The organism is Amycolatopsis keratiniphila, from assembly GCF_000400635.2.
GTDB classification, from domain to species: Bacteria; Actinomycetota; Actinomycetes; order Mycobacteriales; family Pseudonocardiaceae; genus Amycolatopsis; species Amycolatopsis keratiniphila.
This window is the reverse complement of sequence record NC_021252.1, coordinates 8680848-8701089: the sequence shown is the minus strand read 5'-3', so window position 1 is coordinate 8701089 and position 20242 is coordinate 8680848. Positions and strand designations below refer to the sequence as shown.

The following is a 20242-nucleotide window of genomic DNA, read 5'->3' as shown; positions in this document are numbered from 1 at the left end:
TACCAAGGAGACGCACGCTCGCCCCAGGGTGCTTCCGACCTGGGATTCCTAGGGTTTTCACCATGAACCCTGGGTGGAACGGAGACGCGGTCCGGCTCGACGGCGTCCGCAAGGAATACGGCAAGGGCGTCGTCGCGCTGGACGGGGTGACGCTCGCGTTCCCGCGCGGCGGCTTCACCGCCGTGATGGGCCCTTCGGGCTCGGGCAAGAGCACCTTCCTGCACTGCGCGGCCGGGCTGGACCGGCCGACGTCGGGATCCGTCGTACTCGACGGGCAGGAGCTGGCCGGGATGAGCGAGACGAAGCTGACGAAGCTGCGCCGCGACCGGGTGGGCTTCATCTTCCAGGCCTTCAACCTGCTTCCGGCGCTGACCGTCGAGCAGAACGTCACGCTCCCGCAGCAACTCGCCGGTGCCAGGCCGGATCGTCGCGTCGTCGAGGAGATGCTGGCCCGCGTCGGGCTTTCCGGCCGCCGCAAGCATCTTCCCGGTGAACTGTCCGGCGGGCAGGCCCAGCGCGTGGCGATCGCGCGGGCGCTGGTCACCCGGCCCGCGGTGGTCTTCGCCGACGAGCCGACCGGCGCGCTCGACACCCGCACCGCGGCCGAGGTCCTCGACCTGCTGCGCGCCTCGGTCCGCACGACCGGCCAGACGGTGATCATGGTGACCCACGACCCGATGGCCGCCTCCTACGCGGACCGTGTCATCTTCCTCGCCGACGGCCGGATCGCGGACGAACTGCACGCGCCGACCGCGGACGTCGTCGCCGAACGCATGACCCACCTGGGTGCCTGGGGCAGCCCGGCCAGGGCGGGTGCGTGATGCTGCGACTCGCCTTCCGGACCTTGCGCCTGCGCAAGGGCGGTTTCATCGGCACCTTCATCGCCGTCTTCTTCGGCGCGCTGATCGTCGCCTCCTGCGGTGGCCTGATGGAGACGGGGATCCGCAGCAACGCGGAACCGCAGCGGCTCGCGGCCGCCCCGATCCTCGTCACCGGCGGCCAGACCTTCGACCTGCCCAAGAAAGATCCGGAAACCCTGGAGCCGGACGACAAGCGCAAGTTCGAGGACGCGCGGCTTCCCGAGCGTGTCCGGCTCGACAGCGGACTGGTGTCCCGGCTGCGGTCCGTCCCCGGCGTCTCGGACGTCGTCGGCGAAGTGAGCTTCCCGCTCGCGGCGGGCGGGAAGCCCGCGCTCGGGCACGCTTGGGACTCCGCCGTCCTGACCCCGTACGCGCTGGTCGCGGGTGCCGCGCCGGTCGCGGGCGAGGTCGTCGTCGAGTCCTCATCGGGTGCGAAGCCCGGTGACATCGTGCAGGTCGCCGCGCGCGGCAAGACCGAATCGTTCCGCGTGGCCGGAGTGGCCGGTGCGCCGCGTTCGATCACGCAGGCCGCCGTGTTCTTCTCCGCCGCTGACGCCGCCCGGCTCTCCGGGCACCCCGGCAAGGCCGACGTCATCGGTGTCTTCACCGATCCCGGCGCCGACATCGACGCGGTGCAGGCGAAGGTCGCCGAGGCCGCGACCGGGGCGAACGTGCTGACCGGTATCGACCGTGGTGTCGCGGAGTTCCCCGAGGCCGATACGAGCGGGACCAACCTGATCGTCATCGCAGCGGTGTCCGGTGGGCTTTCGGTGATGGTCGCGATGTTCGTCGTCGCCGGCACGCTGAGCCTGTCCACCCAGCAGCGTTCGCGTGAACTCGCGCTGATGCGGGCGATCGGCACGACCCCGCGTCAGCTGCGGCGCATGGTGCTCGGCGAAGCGCTGGCCGTCGGCCTGCTCGCCACCGCGCTCGCCGCGGTTCTGGGACCGATCCTCGGTGAATGGCTGTTCGGGCAGCTGGTCGAGAACGGTGTGGTGCCCTCGGTGCTGCGGTTCTACCAGGGCTGGCTGCCCGCCGTCGTCGGCGCGGGGGCCGCGATGCTCGCGGTGTTCATCGCCGCCTTCGTCGCGGGCCGCCGCGCCGGGAAGATCCGGCCGACCGAGGCGCTCGCCGAAGCCGCGGTCACCCGCCGCTGGCTGACCCCGACGCGTTTCATCGTCGCCGCACTCTCCTTCGGTGGCGGCACCGCGCTGGCCATCGTGACCGTCGCGGTGATGACCGGACCGATCGCGGCCAGCACCGCCGGCCCCGCGGTGATCCTGTGGGCGATCGGCGTCGCGATGATCACGCCCGGCGTCGCCAAGGTGATGACGGCGATCCTGCAGTGGCCGATGCGGCTGCTCGGCGGCATCGACGCCCGGCTCGCCGTGCTCAACACCCGCGCCGGGATCGTCCGGGCGGCGGGCGCGGTCACCCCGATCATGCTCGCCGTCGGCATCGCGACCGCGAACATCTACCTGCAGACCACCCAGCAGGAGCTGGCGAACCAGGCCTTCACCGAAGACGTCCGGGCGGACGCCGTGATCGGCTCCGCTGCGGGCGGGCTCTCGCCGGACCTCGTCCAGCGCATCCAGGGCGTGCCCGGCGTCGCCGGTGCGTCCGAGTACGTCACCAGCAGCGTGTTCCTCGAGAAGCCGTACGACTCTTCCGACGAGGGGCGCCCGGCGATCGGCCTCACCGCTTCCGGCGCGGCCGCCACCACCGACACCAAGGTGACCCAGGGCGACCTGACGGCCCTGACCGGCCGGACCGTCGCGCTCCCCGAGGTCTTCGCGAAGGACTTCGGCCGCGGCATCGGCGACACGCTCAGCCTGCGGCTCGGCGACGGCGCCCCCGTCGACGTCAAGGTCGTCGCGGTGACCGGCCAGCGCCCCGGCTTCGAAAGCCTGCTGCTCCCGGCCGACCTCCTGGCCCCGCACACCACCGCGGGACTCGCCCCGCAGCTGCTGGTCCGCGCCGCCCCGGACGTCGATCCGGCGGTGCTCACCGAGCGGCTCCGCGAGGCGACGGCCGGGCTTCCGGTGACCGTCGGCGACCGGGCGGCGCTCGTCGCGGCGCACGACAAGGATCAGGCCGTCGGCGCGTGGGTGAACTACCTGCTGGTCGGGATGATCATCGCCTACACGGTGATTTCGGTCGCCAACACGCTCGTGATGGCGACCGTGCGGCGGCGCCGCGAGTTCGGCCTCCAGCGGCTCACCGGCTCGACGAGGGCACAGGTGCTGCGGATGGCCGGCTTCGAAGGCGGGCTCGTCGCGCTGGTCGGGATCGTGCTCGGCACCGTCGTGTCGGCGGGCGCGATCGTCCCGTTCTGCCTGGTGGCGGCCGATTCGCTGCTGCCGATGGGCTCGCCGCTGATCTACCTGACCATCATCGGGCTCGCCGCGGCGCTCGCGCTGGCGGCGACCCTGGTCCCGGCCTGGGCGGCGACTCGCGGCCAGGCGGTCGACGCGGCGACGTCCGGCAATGACTAGAGCTACCGTCGAAGGCCCCGGCGGGCCGTGTGTAAGACTCTCGGCCGTGGCGTACCCCGGTGTTGATCAAGCGGCGAAACTCGAACTGGCGAGACTGGTCGGCGAACTCGCCGTCGTACACGGCAAGGTGACCTTGTCCTCCGGCAAGGAAGCCGACTACTACATCGACCTCCGGCGGGCGACGCTGCATCACGCGGCCGCGCCGCTCATCGGGAAGCTGCTTCGGCAGCTCACGCACGACTGGGACTACGTCGCCGCCGGCGGCCTGACCCTCGGCGCGGACCCGGTGGCGCTGGCGATGCTGCACTCCGCGGCGACCGACGGTGTCGTGCTCGACGCGTTCGTCGTCCGCAAGGCCGTCAAGGAACACGGCATGCAGCGCCGGATCGAAGGCGTCGAGGTGCTGGGGCAGCGGGTGCTGGCCGTCGAGGACACTTCGACCACCGGCGGCAGCGTCCTCACCGCCGTCGAGGCGCTGCGCGAGGCCGGAGCGAACGTCGTCGGCGTCGCGACGGTCGTCGACCGGGACACCGGAGCGCGCGAGGCCATCGAGAAGGAAGGCCTCGAATACCGTTACATTCTGAACAAGGACGATCTCGGTCTGTCCTGATTACCTGGTGGTGAACCCGCGTCCGCGATCGACGTCGGCAGGGCGCTGTCCGGTCTTTCACCTCGACGGCGGGGCGGGCGCCCTGCCACCGCGATAGCGGGGCCTTCGGCCGGGCGGGTTCACGTGTTCGGTCGCTTTTCGGGCACGTCTTTCAGCTCCGCCCACTGTCGTGAGTAAAGCCTCCCGAACGGGGCATCCTCTGTGCGAACGGAGGATGCCCCGTTTTTCGTGAGCGTTTCTCAATACGAGAGGGGTAACGTCGCTGGTAGGGGTGTGAAAGGGGGCTTGAGGTGGCGGGTTTCCTGGCGAACGTGACAGTCGCGGTGCACATTTTCGCGCTGTTGTTCATCGGATTCGGCGGTTTCCTGGCGTGGCGGTGGCCGAAGGTGATCTTCGTGCATGTGTTCTTCGCCGCATGGGGTGTCCTCGTCAACGTCTTCCCGTGGCCCTGCCCGCTGACCGCGGCCGAGAACTACTTCCGGCACCAGCAGGGCCTCGGCGACCTGCCCGGCGGCTTCAACGCCTACTACCTCTACGACACCGTGTTCCCGCGTTCGTCACTGCCGGTGGTCGTCGTGATCGCGATGGCGACGGTGATCATCTCCTACATCGGCGCGTACCAGCGCTGGCGTCACCGCCACCACGACGGGGACGCACCGGCGCACCGCGTCAGCATGGGTTAGTGGTCACCATCGGAAGTCCTCCGAGGGTCTCGACGGCCCAGCTTCCCGCTGGGCGCACGGCCGCGAGGCCCGAGTACGACCCGGTACGAGGACCTCGCGGCCGCGCACCCAGCGGAAACCTGGATCCGCCGAATACCCCCGAAGGACTTCCGATGGCGACCACTGGGTGACAATCACCGGGTGAACTCGGAAGAAGCCGGGCCCACCGAATGGGTGGCGCGGGAAGAGGTCGGTGTCGGCCCGTGGGAGGGCGAATGGCCCGCGGACGAGCGCTACGACCCCGAACTCCTGGCAGGAGGTGATCGCCGCAACGTCGTCGACCCGTACCGCTACTGGCGGCGAGAGGCCATCGTGTCCGATGTGGACAGCCGTCGGCATCCGTTCCACGTGGCGATCGAGAACTTCCAGCACGACCACAACATCGGCACCGTGGTCCGGACGGCGAACGCGTTCGCCGCGGCGGCGGTGCACATCGTCGGCCGTCGGCGCTGGAACCGGCGCGGCGCCATGGTGACCGATCGCTACCAGCATCTTCTCCACCACGAGGACGTCAACGGCCTGCTGACCTTCGCCGCGACGGAAGGGCTCGCCGTGGTAGCCGTCGACAACACGCCCGGTTCGCAGCCCGTCGAGACCGCCGAACTGCCGCGCGAGTGTGTCCTGCTGTTCGGTCAGGAGGGGCCCGGGTTGTCGGCCGAGGCGCAGAAGACGGCGTCGCTGGTCGTTTCGATCGCACAGTTCGGCACGACCCGCTCGATCAACGCCGGCGTCGCCGCCGGGATCGTCATGCACGCCTGGGTCCGGCAGCACGCCGACCTCGCCCAAGCCTGGTGACCCCCCGCATTTCGTCCTCTGAATGCGGTAGTTGCACGCGCAAGGACCGCATTCAGAGGACGAAACGCGGCTAGACGGGGGCCACCTCCACCGGGATCCCGTTCAGGACGGCGTTCCCGGACGGCACGTCGAGCAGGGTCTCGTCCGCGACCAGGTTCGAGTTGACCCCGGCGTGCGCGGTGGCGACCTTCGTCCGCGTTCCGTCGAGGTCGTGCCCCCAGCCGTGCGGCATGCTCACCACGCCGGGCCGGACGTCGGCCGTGACCTCCACCGGCGCTTCGAGCTTGCCCGCCCGCGACGTCACCGACGCGAGCCCGCCGTCGGTCAGCCCCAGCCGGGAGGCGTCGTCCGGGTGCACCTGGACGGTGCACCGGTTCCCGCCGCGCACCAGCGGCGCCAGGTTGTGCATCCACGAGTTGTTCGAGCTCAGATGCCGTCGCCCGATCAGCAGCAGCCCACCGTCCGGTGCCTTGCCCAGCTCCGCGCGCAACCGCGGCACATCCTTCGTGATCGCCTCCGGGGCCAGCTCGACCTTCCCGCTCGCGGTGGCGAGCGCCTCGGGCAGCCGGGGCTTCAGCGCGCCGAGGTCGATGCCGTGCGGGGCGGCTTCGAGGTCCGCCAGGCTCAGCCCGTACGGTCCGCCGCGCAGCATCAGGTCGATCATCCGCGCCGGTCCCGTGCGGCCTTCGGCGAGCGAGAGGTCGACGCCGGTGCGCCGCGCCGTTTCGCCCGCGACCATCGTGTCGAAGGCGGCGACGTCGACGTCCGGGCCCTGGCCGGCGGCGATCCCGGCGAGCCGCAGCAAGGTCACCCACTCCTGCGGCATATCCGTTTCGAGCGTCTGCGGCGTCCAGTTCGCGACGTTGCGCACGGCGAGCGCGTACAGCGCGACGTCGTAATGCGGCCGCTCCATCGGCGACGGCCCGGGCAGGATGACGTCGGCGTGCCGCGTGGTCTCGTTGAGGTACACGTCGAGGGAGACCATGAAATCCAGCTGCCGCAACGCTTCCGTGAGCCGCGCGGAGTTCGGCGTGCTCAGCGCCGGGTTGCCGCTGATGGTCACCAGCGCCCGCACCTGGCCTTCGCCGGGCGTCTCGATCTCGTCCGCGAGCGTGGCCACCGGCAGTTCGCCGAGCACCTCGGGATACCCGCGCACCCGGCTCGTCCAGCGGCCGCTGGTGAACGGCGAGGACCGGCGCGGCCGCCACAGGGCGGGCAGCGGGAACATCACGCCGCCTTCGCGATCGAGGTTGCCGGTGAGCGTGTTGAGGACGTCGACCAGCCAGCTCGCGATGGTGCCGTACGCCTGGGTCGTGGTGCCCATCCGGCCGTACACCGCGGCGCGTTCGGCGTCCGCGAGTTCGAGCGCGATACGGCGGATCTCGGCGGCGTCGATCCCGGTCGCTGGCGCGACCGCCTCCGGCGTGAAGGGCTCCGCGAGCGCGCGCACCTCGTCGACACCGGTGACGTGTTCGCCCGGCGTGACCCGGTTCTCCGCGAACAGGACGTTGACCAGCGCGAAAAGGAACAACGCGTCGGTGCCGGGCCGGATCGCGTGGTGCTCGTCGGCGAGCTGCGCGGTCCGGGTGCGGCGCGGGTCGAGGACGACGATCTTGCCGCCGCGCCGCTGGATCCCGCGCAGCTTCCCGCGGGTGTCCGGGGCGGTCATCAGGCTTCCGTTGGACACCAGCGGGTTCGCGCCCAGGATCAGCAGGTGTTCGGTGCGGTCGAGGTCGGCGACGGGGATGGCCTGCGGGTCGCCGAAGAGGTAGCCGGAGGAGAAGTGCTTCGGCATCTGATCGACCGTGGTGGCGGTGTAGAAGTTCCTGGTGCCCAAGGCTTTGAAGAACACGCGGCCGTAGAGCACCAGCGCCGCGTTGTGCACCGTCGGGTTGCCGGAGTAGACGGCGACGGCGTTCCTGCCGTGCTCGTCGATGATCGGCCGCAGCCGCCGGTCGATTTCGGCGAACGCCTCGTCCCAGGTGACCTCGACGAACTCGCCGTCCCGTTTGACCAAGGGCGCGTTCAGCCTGTCCGGGTCATGATGCAGCGCGCCGAGTGAAGCACCCTTCGGGCAGATGTAGCCCTTTGAAAAGACGTCCTCGCGGTCACCCTGTACGCGGGTGACCATGCTCTTCTCGTCGATTGTCACCTCCAGACCGCAGGTGGCTTCGCAGAGCGGGCAGGTCACGTGCGCCGTGGTCATGAAGCACCTCGCGGGTCCGGGAATCATCCCAACATACTGAGCGGTATGTCAGCGGGCAAGGGATGATGGCCCGATGACTGCTCTCGCCGACCGGGCCGCGACCGCCGAACGCGCGATCCGCGACCGGCATCTGCGCCGCGTGTGGGGGCTGCCGGGGACCGTGCTGGGCCGCAGCGGCTGGCCGCCCTCGACGGGGCAGCGCGTCCACTGGCACTGGAACTACTGGTGGCAGGCGCATCTGCTGGAGACCCTCGTCGACGCCCAGTTGCGGGAGCCGTCGCCGGATCGGCTGAAGCTGATCGACCGGTTCGTGGTGTCCGTGCGGCTGCGCAACTTCGGCAAGTGGATCAACGACTACTACGACGACATCGCCTGGCTCGGCCTCGCGCTGCAACGCGTGGGGCATCTCGGGCTGGACGTCCGCGGCGGGCTGGAGGCGATCAGTTCCCGGCTGCGTGAAGGCTGGACCGACGACGCCGGTGGCGGGATCTGGTGGCGCGTCGGCGACGACTTCAAGAACGCGCCCGCGAACGGCCCGGCCGCGATCTTCCACGCCCGCGAAGGCTCCACACAGCACGCCCGCGGGTTGACCGACTGGATGACCGAACGGCTCGTCGACCCGGAAACCGGTCTCGTGTGGGACGGCCTGCGCGTCGGCAGCGGTGAACTGGTGAAGCATATTTTCACCTACTGCCAAGGGGTTTATCTCGGCGCTTGCCTCGAACTGTCCGAAATAGACAGAGTGGAGCGCGTGATCCACGCGGTCGCGGAACACGTCGCGCCGAACGGGGTGATCCGCGGTCAGGAAGGCGGCGACGGCGGCCTCTTCGCCGGGATCCTCGCCCGGTACCTGGCGCTCGCGGCGCCGCTGCTGCCGAGCGGGGTGGCGCGTGACCTGGTCATCCGGTCGGCCGACGCGTGCTGGGCGGGTGCCACCGAGACGCCGCACGGGCCGCTCTTCAGTGCCGACTGGGCGACTCCGGCGCCTTCGCTGCCCCTCGCCGCCGACGCGCCCGAACGCGACCTGTCCGTCCAGGTGAGCGCGTGGATGCTGCTCGAAGCCGCGGCCACCCTGGAACACCGCGTTTAGTCCTCTAAATGCGGGTCACCAGACGTCGCCGGAACGCCAATCGCAGGTGATCTCCCCGTCCAGGTCCAGCGTGACCCCCACCGGCAGCACATGGATCGACCCGTCGTCCTCCTTCGTCGCCTCGATGCCCGAAGGCGTCATGGCCGACGAAGTCCCGCGCCACAGCAGCCAGCCCCGCGACGCGTAGAACTCCAGCGCCTCGTCGGACGCCGAAAGCGCCCCGAGGTCGTACGCCTTCCTCAGGACCCGCTCCAGCGCGTCCATCATCGCGTCGCCGTGCCCGCGCCGCCGGTGATCCGACCGGACGGCGACCGCCTCGATATAACCCGTGCGGAGGACCCGTCCGTCGTGCACGAGCCGCCGCTGGACCAGGGACGCGTGCCCGATCAGCTCGCCGCTCTCCCATACCAGCGTGTGCATGCCGCCGAGGGCGTTTTCCCAGTCGTGATCACTGAAATCGCCGTCGAAAGCGTCGTCCAGCAGAGCGCGTGCCGACGTCAGCACGCCTGCTTCGAGGTCGGCGGTGTGCACGGTCCACAGGTCGGTCATTCCGCCATCATCACCCGGCGGCGGGCTTCTCACCAGCGAGTTGTGACTCAGCAGCCGCACGACTGACGGTGGATGAAGCGCGGTGCGAGCCGTACGGATTCAGGCCGTCGCTCAGGGTCGGTGATCCGGGCCAGCAGGAGTTCGACGGCCTTGCGCCCGATCTCCTCGATCGGCTGCGCCATCGTGGTGACCGCCGGGGTCACCTGCCCGGCCCACTCCATGTCGCCGTAGCCGACGATCGCGAGGTCCCGCCCGATGCGGATGCCGAGCCGGTGCGCCTCGTATTGGACACCGATCATCATCGCCTCGCTCGCCACCACGAGCGCGGTCGGCGACGGCCAGCTGTCGAGCAGTTTCGCGGTCGCGGCGGCCGCCCCGCCGGGGGTCGACCGCCCGCACGCGACCAGCTGCGACGTCCACCGGATGCCGGAGCGGCCGAGGCCGAGCCGGTAGCCCAGCGCCCGCTCCTCGTAGGTGGTCACGTCCTCTTCGCCGGAGATGAAGCCGATCTTGCGGTGCCGCAGCCCCGCGAGGTGCCGCACGAGCGCGCACACGGCCTGGATGTTCTCGGAGCCGACCTGGTCGACGTCGTTGCGTCCGGCCATCCGGTCGACGAGCACGGTCGGCACGCCCATCCGGACCAGTCCGTTGATCACCGCTTCGTCGCCGGCCGCCGGGACGAGCAGGACCCCGTCGACGCGGTCCGCCCGCAGCGCGCGGATGACCGCGGCTTCTTCGGCGACGCTGTCGCCGGTGTCGGCGAGGGTGATCTCGCAGCCGTGACGGCGTGCGGCGCGTCGGATGGCGCGGACGAGTTCACCCGAATACGGGTTCGCGTGCATCGCCATGGCCACCCCGAACCGGTGGGTGACAGGGGTGTCCTCCCACAGGGGTAACGCCGGGGACAATGCGGTCATCGCTCCACGCCTTCATCCGAGCTTGAATGACGGTAACGGCTGACGGAGCGTCACCCGGCGGCGAGACCGGAAAGTCGCCCAACAATCATCAATGTGAGTGAACGAGAGCGCATCCGCAGGACGCACGATGGCGGAGCGTAGGCGGAATCCGCATCGTCTGGGCCTTGCGTGCCGGATCGTTGATGCGGGCCAGCAACAGGCGCACCGCCTGTGTGCCTATCTCCTCGATCGGCTGGGCCATCGTGGTCAGCGGCGGATCCACCAGATCGGCCCACTCGACGTCGTCGTAGACCACCACCGGCAGGTCGACGCCCGCGCGCAGGCCGCGGCGCCGCAACTCGTGCAGCACGCCGACCATCATGGTGTCGTTGGCGACCACGAGCGCCGTCGGCGGCTCCGGCAGCGCGAGCAGCGTGCTCAGCGCGAGGGCGCCACCGGCCTGCGAAGACTGCCCGCACGCGACCAGGTCCTCCGACCAGGTCAAACCCGAGCGCCCGAGCCCCAGCCGGTAGCCGAGGATCCGCTCCTCGCTGGTGCTCAGCCCGGCCGTGCCGCTGATCATGCCGATCCGCTGATGCCCGAGCGACGCCAGATGCGCTGTCAGCGCCGACGTCGATTGGATGTTCTCCGCGCCGACCTGATCGACGTCGGTCCGCGTGGAGAGCCGGTCGATGAGCACGGTCGGGACGTCGAGCGAGACGAGCTCGCCGATCACCGAACCGTCGCCCGGCGACGGCGTGATCAGCAGCCCGTCGACCCGGCGCGAACGCAGCGTACGCACGGTCTCACGCTCGGTGTCGACGGTGTCGTGCGTGTCCGCGAGCAAGACCGTGTAGCCGGCCGAGGCGGCTTCGCGCTCGATCGCCTGGATCAGCACGGCGAAGTACGGGTTCGCGATCAGGGAGATCGCGACGCCGATCGACCTCGTCCCGCCGGTCACCAGCGAGCGGGCGATGGCGTCACCGGTGTAGCCGGTCTGCTCGATCGCGCGCAGCACCGCCAGCTTGGTTTCCTCGGCCACCGCCCTCGTCCCGTTGACCACGTGGGAAACGGTGGTGATCGAGACTCCCGCCAGCTCGGCGATGTCGCGTTGGGTGGGACGGGACGAGCGAGACGGCGGCATTACCAATCCTCGGTGAAGTCAGCTGGCAAGCGTTTGCGCAAACGCTTGCGACTGAGCATAACCCTGTCTACCTTCCGGTCCATCACGGACAGCCTTGAATCGGAGGGCATCCCCCATGAGACAGCGCAGTCTCGCCGCGCTCGCGATGGCCGCCGCACTTGCGGTGACGTCGGCCGGGTGCACCGTCGAACGCCACTGGGGTGGCGGCTCGAACGCAGGCGGCGGTGGCAAGGCCAAGGTCGGCCTGGTCACCAAGACCGACACCAATCCCTACTTCGTGGAGCTGAGAGCGGCCGCCAAGGCCGCCGCCGAGGCCAACGGCGCGGAGTTCAGCGCGCTCGCCGGCCAGTTCGACGGCGACAACGACGGTCAGGTCCGGGCCATCGAGAACCTCATGCAGCAGGGTGCGAACACCATCCTGATCACGCCGAGTTCCTCGACCGGCGTCCTCGACGCCATCGACCGCGCCCGCAAGGCGGGAGTGCTGGTCATCGCGCTCGACACGGCGACCGAACCGGCCACCGCCGTCGACGCCACCTTCGCCACGGACAACTTCGAAGCCGGACGTCAGCAGGGCGCGTACGTCAAAGCCGCGCTGGCGGGCAAGCCGCCGAAGCTGTTCATGGTGGACGGCACCGCCGGGTCCACTGTGGACACCCAGCGGCACACCGGATTCCTCAAGGGCATCGGGCTGACCGACGCGTCGCCGGAGATCAAGGGCAAGACCCCCGCGAACGGCGACCAAAGTCTTGCGCAGCAAGGCGTCGAGAACCTGCTGCAGCGCACCACCGACATCAACGCCGTCTACACGATGAACGAGCCGATGGGCCGCGGCACGTACGCCGCGCTCCAGGCCCGAGGTCTGGTGGACCGGATCGTGATGGGCTCGATCGACGGCGGCTGCGAAGGCGTCAAGAACGTGCGCGACGGCCAGTACGCCGCGACGGTCATGCAGTTCCCCAAGAAGATGGCCGAGCAGGGTGTCCTCGCCGCCGTCGAATACGCCAAGACCGGGAAGAAGCCGAGCGGGTTCGTGAACACCGGTTCCGCGGTGATCACCGACAAGCCGATCCCCGGGGTGGAAAGCCAGGACAGCAAGTGGGGCCTCGAGAACTGCTGGGGGACGAAATGACCACCGCGACCCTCAAAGGCAACGAACGACCGTCGATCGGTGAGTTCTTCTTGCGCGCACCCGCCGTCGGGCCCGCGCTGGCCCTGCTCGTCGCGATCGTGGTGTTCTCCCTGTCGACCGACACCTTCCTCGACCTCGACAACCTTTCCCTTGTGGTGCAACAGTCCCTGGTGATCGGCACGCTCGCGCTCGGGCAGACGCTGATCATCCTGACCGCGGGTATCGACCTGGCCAACGCGGCCGCGATGGTGCTCGCGACACTGATCATGGCGAAGCTCGTGGTCGGCGGCGTCTCCGGGATCTGGGCACTGCTGCTGGGAATCGTGGCGACGGTGGTGATCGGGATGGTCACCGGTTCGCTGGTCACCCGGATCAAGCTGCCGCCGTTCATCGTCACGCTCGGCCTGCTGACCGTGCTCACCGCGGCCGCGAAGCTGTTCGCGAGCGGGCAGGCCGTCCCGGTCGCCGACGAACTGCTCAAATGGCTCGGCACCCGCCGGTACCTCTTCGGCGGCATCCCGATCACCTACGGCATGACGCTCGCTTTGCTGATGTACCTGGGACTTTGGTACGCGCTCACGCGGACGCCGTGGGGCAAGCACGTCTACGCGGTCGGCAACGCGCCGGAATCCGCGCGGCTGTCCGGGATCAAGGTCAACCGCACGATCCTTTCGGTGTACATCGTCGCCGGCGTGATCGTCGGGATCGCGGCCTGGCAGGCGCTCGGCCGCGTGCCGAACGCCGACCCGAACGCCTTCCAGCTCGGCAACCTCGACTCCATCACCGCGGTGGTGCTCGGCGGCGCGAGCCTGTTCGGTGGCCGGGGTTCGGTACTCGGCACGATGATGGGCGCGCTGGTCGTCGCGGTCCTGCGGTCCGGGCTGACCCAGCTCGGGGTGGACGCACTCTACCAGGACGTCGCCACCGGCGCCCTGCTCATCGGCGCGGTCTGCGTCGACCGGTTCGCGAGGAGGCAGCAGTCATGACGACGCCCACGTTGTCCGCTCAGGGACTGGTCAAACGCTACGGCCGGGTCACCGCCATCGACGGCGCCGACTTCGAGCTGTTCCCCGGTGAAGTGCTCGCCGTCGTCGGCGACAACGGCGCCGGGAAGTCGAGCCTCATCAAAGCCCTTTCGGGCGCGGTGATCCCGGACGCCGGTGAGATCAAAGTGGACGGTCAGACCGTCCACTTCAAGTCCCCTTTGGACGCTCGGCACTACGGGATCGAGACGGTGTATCAGGATCTCGCCGTCGCCCCCGCGCTCGACATCGCGTCGAACATGTTCCTCGGCCGGGAAAAGCGGCGCACGGACCTGTTCGGTCAGCTGTTCCGGAAGCTGGACACCGCGGCCATGCGGGCCGACGCGCAGCGGATCCTCGACGAACTCGGCATCAACATCAAGTCCATCACGCAACCGGTGGAGACGTTGTCCGGTGGGCAGCGCCAAGGTGTCGCGGTCGCGCGGGCGGCGGCGTTCGGCACCAAGGCGGTGATCATGGACGAGCCCACCGCCGCGCTCGGCGTCGCCGAATCGGGCAAGGTGCTCGACCTGATCAACCGCATCCGTGAACGCGGCCTGCCGGTGGTGCTGATCAGCCACAACATGCCGCATGTGTTCGACATCGCCGACCGCATCCACGTGCACCGCCTCGGCAAGCGGGTCGCGGTCGTCTCGCCGAAGACGCACACTATGAACCAGGTCGTCGGCCTGCTCACGGGTGCGCTGAAGATCGGTGAGAACGGCGAGGTCGAAGAGGTCGCTTCAGCCGTCCACACGGGCCTGTAGTGAGAGTGCTGCTGGCGGGCCTGTGCACCGTCGACCAGATTCAGCGCGTCGCCGAGATCCCGGCGCCGGGCGAAAAGGTGCGTTCGCTGTCGATGGACGTCGCCGCCGGGGGGCCGGCGACGAACGCGGCGGTGACCGTGGCCGCGCTCGGCGCCGGGGCGACGTTGCTGACGGTCGCCGGTGCGCATCCGCTGGCGGCACTCGCCCGCGCCGACCTCGAGGCGCACGGCGTCGACCTGGTCGACCTCGATCCCGAACGCCCGGATCCGCCCGCGATCAGCGCCATCGTCGTCCGTGACTCCGACGGGGAACGCACCGTCGTCTCGCGCAACGTCCACGCTTCCTCGCGTTTCGTCCTCTCGATGCGGTCCTTGCCCGCGCGACTACCGCATTCAGAGGACGAAATGCCCGGGTGTGTGCTCCTGGACGGGCACCATCCGGAGGTCGCGCTGGCGGTGGCGCGCTGGGCGCGGGAGCGGAAGGTGCCCGTGGTGCTCGACGCCGGGAGCTGGAAGCCGGTCTTCCCCGAACTCCTCCCGCTGGTCGACGTCGCCGCGTGCTCGTCGCTGTACCGAGGGGACCATCCGCGCGAGCACGGCGTGCCGGTGGTCATCACGACCGCCGGGCCCGAGCCGGTCCGCTGGTCGACGACGGAAAGATCCGGTGCGGTTCCCGTTCCCGTCACCCGGGCGCGTGACACGCTGGGCGCGGGCGACGTCTGGCACGGAGCTTTCGCGTACGCGGTCGCCAGGGGCACAGGGGATGTCCCGGGCTGGATCGGGTTCGCCAACGAGGTGGCCGCCGAACGGGTGCGGCATGAAGGACCGAGGTCGTGGACGGCCGCGGTCGCGAAGATGGGAGAAGGACAGCCATGAGTGCCATGCCTCCGGTGTTCGAGGACCTGTTGAGCAGGGCTCAGACGCTGGCGAAGCCGGGACAGCGCAGTGTGCTCGGCATCGTCGGCGCGCCCGCGTCCGGCAAGACGACACTGGCCTGGGGCCTGGCGAAGGCGCTGGGCACGCGGGCGGCCGTGGTCGGGATGGACGGGTTCCACCTGGCGCAGGTCGAACTGCAGCGGCTCGGGCGGGTGGAGCGCAAGGGCGCGCCCGACACCTTCGACGCCGCCGGGTACGTGCACTTGCTGCGCAGGCTCGCCGAAGGCCGCGAGACGGTCTACGCGCCCGAGTTCCGCCGGGAGATCGAGGAGCCGATCGCCGGCGCCGTCGCGGTCACGCCGGACGTCCCGCTGGTCATCACCGAGGGCAACTACCTGCTCATGCAGGACGACCCGTGGAGTGGCGTGAAGCCGATCCTCGCCGAGTCGTGGTTCCTCGCGCCGGACGAACCCGAGCGCATCGAGCGGCTCGTCTCGCGGCACCGCCGCTACGGCCGTTCGCTGGTCGAGGCGCGTCGCCGCGCGCTCGGTTCCGACCAGCGCAACGCCGATCTGATCGCGTCCACCAGCGGCCGGGCCGACCTGGTCCTCGAGAATCTGCCGCTGGTCAACTTCGCCATATGATCCGGTCATGACTGGGGTTCTCGTCGTCACCGGCGGAAGCAAAGGCATCGGCGCGGCGGTCTGCGAACTGGCCGCCGCGCGCGGATACGACGTCGTCGTCAACTACGCGGGTGACGCCGAAGCGGCCGAAGACGTCGCTTCGCGCGTCCGGAAGCACGGCGTTCAGGCGATCACCCAGCGCGGTGATGTCGCGTCCGAAGACGACGTGGTGGCCCTGTTCGACGCCGCCGTCGCACTCGGCCCGCTCGCCGGTGTGGTCGCGAACGCGGCCATCACCGGCAACACCCCCGGCCGCTTCGACGAATACGACGTCGACGTCGTCCGTCGTGTAGTCGATGTCAACATCACGGGTGTCTTCCTGTGCGTCCGCGAGGGCATCCGCCGGATGTCCACCCGGTACGGCGGTGACGGCGGCGCGATCGTGACGCTGTCCTCCACCGCCGCGCGGACCGGTTCGCCCGGGGAATGGGTCCACTACGCGGGCACCAAGGCGGCGGTGGAGACGATGACCTACGGCGTCGCGCAAGAAGTAGCGAAAGAATCCGTCCGGGTGAACGCCGTCGCACCAGGGATGATCCACACCGGATTGCACGCCGCGGCGGGAATGCCCGACCGCATGGACCGGATCGCCCCCACCATCCCGATGGGACGGGCGGGCGAACCCGGCGAAGTCGCGGAAGCCGTGCTGTGGCTGCTTTCCCCGGCGGCGTCGTACACCACGGGGACCGTGTTGACCGTCGGCGGAGGACGTTGACACCCGGGGCCACGGACCGGTCACGGGGCGATATCGGGTCCGCGTGCGGTTCGGTCAATTATTAACACTGTTTCCCGGCGGATATCACGATTCATGTGGGAAGTCGGCGGATCACCTCGTGGCCCGAGGCGCCTGTGTCACCCTGGTGGCGCCCCCAAGCTTCTTGATCAGGACGGTCATCCCCGATGTCCAAGCTCATGTCTGTGCACCACCTGGCACTCACCGTGACCGATGTGGACCGGAGCGTGCCCTGGTACGCCCGTGTGCTCGAACTCGAGGAGTTCACGCGTCGCGAAGACCCGGAGACGGGACTGCGGAAGGTCGTGCTCAGGTCCCCGAGCGAAGGTTTCGCCGTGGTGCTCGTCGAGCACCAGGACACCGAGCGGCCGCGGTTCGACGAACGGCGTACAGGTCTGGACCATGTGGCGTTCAAGGTCTCGTCGCGGTCGGAGCTGGCCGAATGGGAAGCGCGGCTCTCGGAATACGGCGTCGTCCATTCGCCGTCGAAGGGATCGCGGACCCTGGAAGGCTCGTCGGTCATCGTGTTCCGTGATCCCGACGGGATCCAGCTGGAGATCTGGGCGGACCCCGAGGTCTAGGGCGTGCTCTGTTCCGGCTCTTCGGCGGGCCGCCGCATTTCCTGGCGGTAGCGGATCACGCCATAGGCCGTGCCCACCACGAAGAACGCGACACTGATCCACAAGGCCGCCGTCTTGACCCACGGCAGCTGGTCCAGCAGGCCGGCGCCGTAGTAGCCGAGCAGCACCAGCGTCGGCACCCAGAGCAGCCCGCCGAGCGCCGTCGCGAGGGCGAACCGGCGCGGATCCATCCGTGCGGTCCCCGCGATGAGCGGCGCCAGCGTGCGGATCCACGGGATCCAGCGCGCGGCGACGATGGCGAAGAAACCCTTGCGATCCAGGAAGGCCCTGGCGCGGTCGAGGTTGTGCCGGTTCAGCACCTTGCCGCCGCGGCGGGCGATCAGTTTCGTGCCCGTGGTCCGGCCGATGTAATAGCCGACTTGGTTGCCGAGGATCGCGACGAGCAGCGCGGCGGCCGAGAGCAGCCACGCGTTCAGGTCGGAGCCGTGCTGCGCGAGGACGACTCCGGCCGCGAACAGCAGGGAGTCGCCGGGCAGGAACAGCCCGATGATCAGCGCGCACTCCACGAAGATGAAGCTCAGCACGATCACCCAGACGAGCACCGGTCCGGCGGTGTCGAGCCAGCTCACCCCGATGCCCGCGGCCTCGGTGTACACCTCACTCACGACGCGAGCCTACGTGTACTTCGCGAACCGCACTTCACCGAACGGTGGAATCGGGGTGTCCTGACTGTCCCTGTCACACCTTCTCCAAGTGCAATGAAAGGTCCTTTCCTTGCAAAATTTGCGAGGAAAGGACCTTTCATTGCGTTGGCGACTAGTGCTCGACGAGCTCGTCCAGCGCCTGGTCGTAGCTCAGCCGGACATCGTGTTCGGCCTGGTCACCGCCCAGCAGCTCCACCCGGCTGGTCGCGGGCGGGTAGCCGCTGGCGATCACCGTGTAGGTCCCGGCGGGCAGGTCGCTGACCGTGTAGTTGCCCTCCGCGTCGGTCCTCGCCACGGCGGCGACGCCGCCCGAGGCGTCGAGCACGGTGATCCGCGCGTCCGGCACCACCCGGTCCCCGTCGGTGCGCGCGACGCCGCTCAGCAGGATCGTGCTGACCAGTTCGAAGTCGTGGCGCAGCACCCCGGCTCCGGAAGCGGTCAGCGTCGCCGCGACCGGCCGGAACCAGCGACCGCTGGCGACGATCGTGTACCGCCCGCCCACGATGCCGGCGAACGAGTAGACGCCGTTCTCGTTCGTGTGCGTCCTGGCCACCTGATTGCCGTTGTGGTCGATCAGGGTCAGCGCCGCCCCCGCGACGTTCGTGGCGTCGTCCCGGCGGACATGCCCGCTGATCTGCGCGGATCCCGCCCGGTAGGCCCCGTTCCCGTTGGTCAGCGCGTGCTTGCCCGGCTCGACGGGCGCGGTCACCACGGTCTTCTCGGAAGCCGTCTCGGTAGGCACGTCTTCCTCTTCGAGGAGTGCTTCGCCGCCTTCGAGAGCCGAAGCCGCCGAAGGAGCCGAGCCGCCGAGCAGCGGGATCTCCTTCATGAACATCAGCACCAGCGTCGCCAGCAGCGCGACCGCGCCCGCCACGTAGAACACCGTGGTGATCGACTCGGTGAAGCCGATCAGCACCGGGGTCTTGATGGCCTCGGGCAGGCTCGCGATACCGCTCGTGTTCGACTGGATGTCGCCCAGCGCCGCCGCACCGGGGCCGCTCGGCGGGTTGCCGCCGAACGCCTTGGTGATGTTGCCCGGCAGGACGTTGAACAGGATCGTCAGGAACACCGCGACACCCGCGGTACCACCGATCTGCCGGAAGAACGTCGCCGACGCGGTCGAGACGCCCATGTCGCTGCGCGGGCCCGCGTTCTGCACCGCGATGATCAGCGTCTGCATGCAGGCACCGAGGCCGAGACCGATGATCGCGGCCGCGACCAGCGGGTGCCACAGCGCGCTGTTGTACTCGACCTGCGCGAAGAAGAACGCACCGCCCGCGATCAGCAGCGTGCCGACCACCGGGAACACCTTGTAGCGCCCGGTCTTGCTGGTGATCTGGCCCGAGATGATCGAACCGCTCATGATGCCCGCCATCAGCGGGATCATCAGCAGACCCGATTCGGTCGGCGAGAACTCCTGCACCACCTGCATGTACTGCGGGATCATCATGATCGCGCCGAACATCGCGACACCGACGATGACGCCGCCGACGATCGCGACCGTGAAGGTCGAGTTCTTGAACAGCCGCAACGGGATCAGCGCCGCGTCCTTCATCAGCTTCTCGATGAAGATGAAGGCGATCACGCCGATGCCGCCGATGATGTAGCAGATGATCGCGTTCTGCGAGCCCCAGCCCCACTTGTTGCCCTGCTCGGCGACGATCAGGAACGGCACCACGGCGACGACGAGCGCCAGCCCGCCCCACCAGTCGATCTTGTGGTCGTGGCGCTGGTGCGGCACGTTGAGCACGCGGGCCACCACGAACAGCGCGACGATCGCGATCGGCACGTTGATCAGGAACACCCAGCGCCAGCCGGCGATGTCGTAACCGAAGACGCTGCCCAGCTTGTCGAAGTCGGCGAAGAAGCCGCCGAGCACCGGGCCGAGCACCGTGGAGATACCGAACACGGCGAGGAAGTAGCCCTGGTAGCGGGCGCGTTCCCGCGGCGGCACGATGTCGCCCATGATCGTCATCGCCAGCGACATCAGACCGCCGGCGCCGAGGCCCTGGATCGCGCGGAACGCGGCCAGCTCGTACATCGACGTCGCGAACGCCGAAGCGATCGAACCGACCAGGAAGATCGAGATCGCCGCGATGTAGAACGGCTTGCGCCCGTAGATGTCGGACAGCTTGCCGTAGATCGGCGTGACGATCGTCGAGGTGATCAGGTAGGCCGTGGTGATCCAGGCCTGCAGGTCGAACCCGTTGAGGTCGTTGGCGATCCGGACGATCGAGGTGCCCACGATCGTCTGGTCGAGCGCGGCCAGGAACATGCCCGACATCAGGCCGATCAGGATCGTGACGATCTGACGGTGACTGAGCCGGGGACCGTCTTCGTGGACGGCGGGTGGACTTTCTACGGTGGAACTCATTGCT

19 protein-coding genes are annotated in these 20242 nt (G+C 69.2%); 13 read left to right on the top strand and 6 right to left on the bottom strand.

The window, feature by feature from the left end; all coding sequences use genetic code 11:
* Nucleotides 1-62 precede the first annotated feature (62 nt).
* The 5 genes from AORI_RS80465 (at nt 63) to AORI_RS80445 (ending at nt 5482) form a co-directional block, all read left to right on the top strand.
* Nucleotides 63-821 carry an ABC transporter ATP-binding protein gene (locus AORI_RS80465; RefSeq protein ID WP_016338132.1) on the top strand — a complete coding sequence of 253 codons (759 nt, stop codon included), beginning with the start codon at nt 63-65 and terminating at the stop codon, nt 819-821.
* On the top strand, nt 821-3355 hold the full coding sequence (locus AORI_RS80460; RefSeq protein WP_016338131.1) for an ABC transporter permease: 2535 nt from the start codon (nt 821-823) through the stop codon (nt 3353-3355). The genes AORI_RS80465 and AORI_RS80460 overlap by 1 nt, the downstream gene beginning before the upstream one ends.
* Before the next feature lie 46 nt (nt 3356-3401).
* Complete coding sequence (gene pyrE / locus AORI_RS80455; protein ID WP_016338130.1) at nt 3402-3965, top strand: orotate phosphoribosyltransferase; 564 nt, start codon at nt 3402-3404, stop codon at nt 3963-3965.
* Nucleotides 3966-4255: 290 nt separating this feature from the next.
* Complete coding sequence (locus AORI_RS80450) at nt 4256-4648, top strand: DUF2784 domain-containing protein (protein WP_016338129.1); 393 nt, start codon at nt 4256-4258, stop codon at nt 4646-4648.
* Between the two features lie 180 nt (nt 4649-4828).
* Complete coding sequence (locus AORI_RS80445) at nt 4829-5482, top strand: TrmH family RNA methyltransferase (protein ID WP_016338128.1); 654 nt, start codon at nt 4829-4831, stop codon at nt 5480-5482.
* Between the two features lie 70 nt (nt 5483-5552).
* Here AORI_RS80445 and AORI_RS80440 read toward each other — a convergent pair whose 3' ends face one another.
* Nucleotides 5553-7688: a molybdopterin-dependent oxidoreductase gene (locus tag AORI_RS80440; RefSeq protein WP_016338127.1), complete on the bottom strand. Its 2136-nt coding sequence runs from the start codon at nt 7686-7688 to the stop codon at nt 5553-5555.
* A gap of 73 nt (nt 7689-7761) precedes the next feature.
* Between AORI_RS80440 and AORI_RS80435 the strand changes: the two genes are divergently transcribed.
* A complete protein-coding gene (locus AORI_RS80435; RefSeq protein WP_016338126.1) occupies nt 7762-8778 on the top strand; it encodes a glycoside hydrolase family 76 protein in 1017 nt (338 codons plus the stop codon).
* 15 nt (nt 8779-8793) lie between these two features.
* On the opposite strand, the gene AORI_RS80430 is transcribed toward AORI_RS80435, so the two are convergent.
* The 3 genes from AORI_RS80430 to AORI_RS80420 form a co-directional block, all read right to left on the bottom strand.
* Nucleotides 8794-9327: a GNAT family N-acetyltransferase gene (locus AORI_RS80430; RefSeq protein WP_016338125.1), complete on the bottom strand. Its 534-nt coding sequence runs from the start codon at nt 9325-9327 to the stop codon at nt 8794-8796.
* Between the two features lie 47 nt (nt 9328-9374).
* Nucleotides 9375-10244, bottom strand: a complete 870-nt coding sequence (locus AORI_RS80425; protein ID WP_043848465.1) for a LacI family DNA-binding transcriptional regulator — start codon at nt 10242-10244, stop codon at nt 9375-9377.
* Between the two features lie 88 nt (nt 10245-10332).
* Nucleotides 10333-11367: a LacI family DNA-binding transcriptional regulator gene (locus AORI_RS80420; protein ID WP_016338123.1), complete on the bottom strand. Its 1035-nt coding sequence runs from the start codon at nt 11365-11367 to the stop codon at nt 10333-10335.
* A 115-nt stretch (nt 11368-11482) separates the two neighbouring features.
* On the opposite strand from AORI_RS80420, the gene AORI_RS80415 reads away from it, so the two are divergent.
* The 7 genes from AORI_RS80415 to AORI_RS80385 all read left to right on the top strand — a co-directional run bounded on the left by AORI_RS80415 (nt 11483) and on the right by AORI_RS80385 (nt 17160).
* Nucleotides 11483-12499, top strand: coding sequence for a substrate-binding domain-containing protein (locus AORI_RS80415; protein ID WP_016338122.1), 1017 nt, complete (start codon nt 11483-11485; stop codon nt 12497-12499).
* Entirely contained in the window at nt 12496-13485 is a 990-nt protein-coding gene (locus AORI_RS80410; RefSeq protein WP_016338121.1) for an ABC transporter permease, read from the top strand. Before AORI_RS80415 ends, AORI_RS80410 begins: the two co-directional genes overlap by 4 nt.
* Nucleotides 13482-14288: an ATP-binding cassette domain-containing protein gene (locus tag AORI_RS80405; RefSeq protein ID WP_016338120.1), complete on the top strand. Its 807-nt coding sequence runs from the start codon at nt 13482-13484 to the stop codon at nt 14286-14288. The genes AORI_RS80410 and AORI_RS80405 overlap by 4 nt, the downstream gene beginning before the upstream one ends.
* A 5-nt stretch (nt 14289-14293) precedes the next feature.
* Nucleotides 14294-15163, top strand: a complete 870-nt coding sequence (locus tag AORI_RS80400; protein ID WP_016338119.1) for a PfkB family carbohydrate kinase — start codon at nt 14294-14296, stop codon at nt 15161-15163.
* Complete coding sequence (locus AORI_RS80395; protein WP_016338118.1) at nt 15160-15807, top strand: nucleoside/nucleotide kinase family protein; 648 nt, start codon at nt 15160-15162, stop codon at nt 15805-15807. Before AORI_RS80400 ends, AORI_RS80395 begins: the two co-directional genes overlap by 4 nt.
* A 7-nt stretch (nt 15808-15814) precedes the next feature.
* Nucleotides 15815-16561, top strand: coding sequence for an SDR family oxidoreductase (locus tag AORI_RS80390; RefSeq protein WP_016338117.1), 747 nt, complete (start codon nt 15815-15817; stop codon nt 16559-16561).
* Between the two features lie 185 nt (nt 16562-16746).
* On the top strand, nt 16747-17160 hold the full coding sequence (locus AORI_RS80385; RefSeq protein WP_016338116.1) for a VOC family protein: 414 nt from the start codon (nt 16747-16749) through the stop codon (nt 17158-17160).
* On the opposite strand, the gene AORI_RS80380 is transcribed toward AORI_RS80385, so the two are convergent.
* Together AORI_RS80380 and AORI_RS80375 are read right to left on the bottom strand one after the other, a co-directional pair.
* Entirely contained in the window at nt 17157-17825 is a 669-nt protein-coding gene (locus AORI_RS80380; protein ID WP_016338115.1) for a DedA family protein, read from the bottom strand. The two genes, AORI_RS80385 and AORI_RS80380, sit on opposite strands and share 4 nt — an antisense overlap.
* 151 nt (nt 17826-17976) lie before the next feature.
* Nucleotides 17977-20238: an MFS transporter gene (locus AORI_RS80375; protein WP_016338114.1), complete on the bottom strand. Its 2262-nt coding sequence runs from the start codon at nt 20236-20238 to the stop codon at nt 17977-17979.
* Nucleotides 20239-20242 lie beyond the last annotated feature (4 nt).